Source organism: Oligoflexus sp. (assembly GCF_035638955.1).
GTDB lineage: Bacteria > Bdellovibrionota_B > Oligoflexia > Oligoflexales > Oligoflexaceae > Oligoflexus.
Map to the genome: position 1 here is coordinate 1 of NZ_DASQYZ010000434.1, position 2352 is coordinate 2352.

General features: G+C 48.9%; 1 protein-coding gene. It reads right to left on the reverse strand.

The genetic code is table 11. The annotated features are described in order from the left end of the window. Positions 1-572: 572 nt before the first annotated feature. Positions 573-1601, reverse strand: coding sequence for a hypothetical protein (locus tag VE954_RS35920; RefSeq protein WP_324962200.1), 1029 nt, complete (start codon positions 1599-1601; stop codon positions 573-575). Positions 1602-2352 lie beyond the last annotated feature (751 nt).

A 2352-nucleotide genomic window follows, 5' to 3' on the forward strand; every position in this document is an offset into this window, starting at 1 on the left:
TATTCCCATCATTGCCGGACTCCTTTGGTGTCCAATTAGTGCCGGCAATTTTAGTGGCAGCTTCGTCGTTTGCAAGATCCGATAAGGCTCGACCGTCCTAGCGTCACAAAATGGGCCATTCTTCAATATGGCGCACATTCAAGCATTTTTGCAACAGCCTCTGCTGTTTCGTGATCACCAACTGCGGGTGAAGAGGCAGGATACGAGATCAGGCGGGAACAGATTCCGGACGTGGCGTCATGGAGCACTTACAATAGGCGAGGGGTGAGCTTCTAAAGAAACGGAAGATGAGGCGGAAATGGATGGTTTTGAACCGGATTTCGACCTTTGCCGTCACCCTTTGTATGTTGGGAAGGCTTATAGCAAGGCATTCAGTTAAGGCCCAGTCGGTTTAGAGTATATATAGCGTACACAAATATAGACCAAAGAGGTTAACCTCTTAAAGTTGTTTAAATAAATGACTGGACAAAGAAATGTTGGAGCTATCAGAAAAACGTTCTCAGCTCACCCTTTGTGTGTTGGGAACGAGCATACCCCTGAACGTTCAAGCGGCTCCTGCAGCAGCAGAATAATCAAGTTCCAAAACTATACGTCACCGATGGAAGCATAAAGGCGCCTTCCCAATCTCTGGGGTTGTCCCTCAACTTCTGTACCTCTTCCTGAAAAAACGCATTGGAAGGATCCATCGCCAAAGATTGATTAGCCAAGGCCAGCGCTCGATCGATATGACCAAGTTTGAATTCCGCGACTGCCAGCAGGTAATATGCCTGGGCACTGCTCGGATGATTCTGGAGATAGTCGTGAACGATGGACTTGGCGGCTTTCCAATCTTGATTGAATACGCTGTGCTTGAAGCGATAGCGAAGAACGTCTTCGGGAAAGATGTCTTGCAATCTTTCGGTCAACTTTTCAAATTCATCCGCATAGTTCTTGTCCTGGTCGACGAGTTTACTCGTCAGCGAAAGTCGCTGCTGATCAAAGCCCAGGTGTTCATCCCTCGATTCAAGTTCCGTAATGAGGTCTATTGTTTTCAGGATATCGGCTGGCCCATGCTGGCTAATGGATCGAGCGAATACCTTATTCAATAAGATGGCCGTAGGTAACGACGCAGGGTCCGTATCCCGCGTGACGCTTTCCATGAGTTTTGATCTCAGAATGATCACGGGATTCAAGCATGCCGGCCCATTGATATCCTCCAAACATACTTTTCGAATCGCTTCAAGTTCGATGGGATTCTCGGCTGCGACCATCTCCCGGCGACACGCTTCAGTCAAGCTTGCCTCCTGATTCACAATGCGATTTTTAATTTCTTCAGTCGCAAGCATGGCAAGAGTTTCATATTCCACAGAGCAGGCGCTTGGGTTCGGTGTTGCAGGTCTATAGTCTGTGGCCTTGGTAAGGGCGGAAAGGGTTGCTTGATGCGAGGACTTTCGTTTGGCTTCCGCCGCGAGTGGCGTCTCAGGGTCCGCTGATTCCCCTTCCTTGACGGTACTGTTGACTTTGTCTAAATTTGCGCCGCCTCGATGCATAAGGCCCGCTGCTGTCCCCAGAGCCACGATCAAAGCTCCGATCCCGATCGCTGTCTTACGATATCCCATCATTCCGAACCCTTATTGACGAGCGGCCATCAGACCTGGCCGCGTGACTCGAAGGGAATAGCAAATTTCTAGGATGAAGGGAAGGCGGAGAAGAGCACCGAGTTCAGCGCATCGATTCGAATCCCAATTTGATTGAGACCACCTTAAGCTGCTGTAGAACGAGTCCGCGAAAAAACTTACCAGGGCGATATCTCAAGGAGCTTTGGCGGCTTGATAATCAGCTTCTGTGCACGCCGCATATTCCCACTCGGGGAAGGGCGTTTCGCATAGACTATTAGCCATAACCCGGGCGCCCGTAATGATGGTTTCTTCTGGAATGAGCAGCTTATTTATCCTAAAAGCGGCGGGAAGAATCTTAGCAAACTCTGTGGACTAGTAGCTTCTCCTAGATCGCCAAAGGATAGATATGTATACAGGTTTCGTCAATCTGCATGAGGCACCCAAGTCAATCTTTGGCCAACAGATACCGATGATCACCCGCGGAAAGGTTTACACCTGTCATATTGAGTATCGGATCCCTCCGTTGCCTTTACATAGTGCTTTTTAAGAAATTGGTTCAGACCCAGGGTTTGTAGTAATGCAGCTCACGTCGCACCTGTGACTATGCGACTTGGTTTGGAATATTATAGCGTGCTTTGCTTATCTCTTTGCTTGCAGCTTCTTCTTCAGCCGGTATCATTCCACCATTCAGCAGAAGTCTTGCAGATCCTGGCCTGCCAAGTTCCATTCCAAGGCGTTCCATAATAAGGTTGGC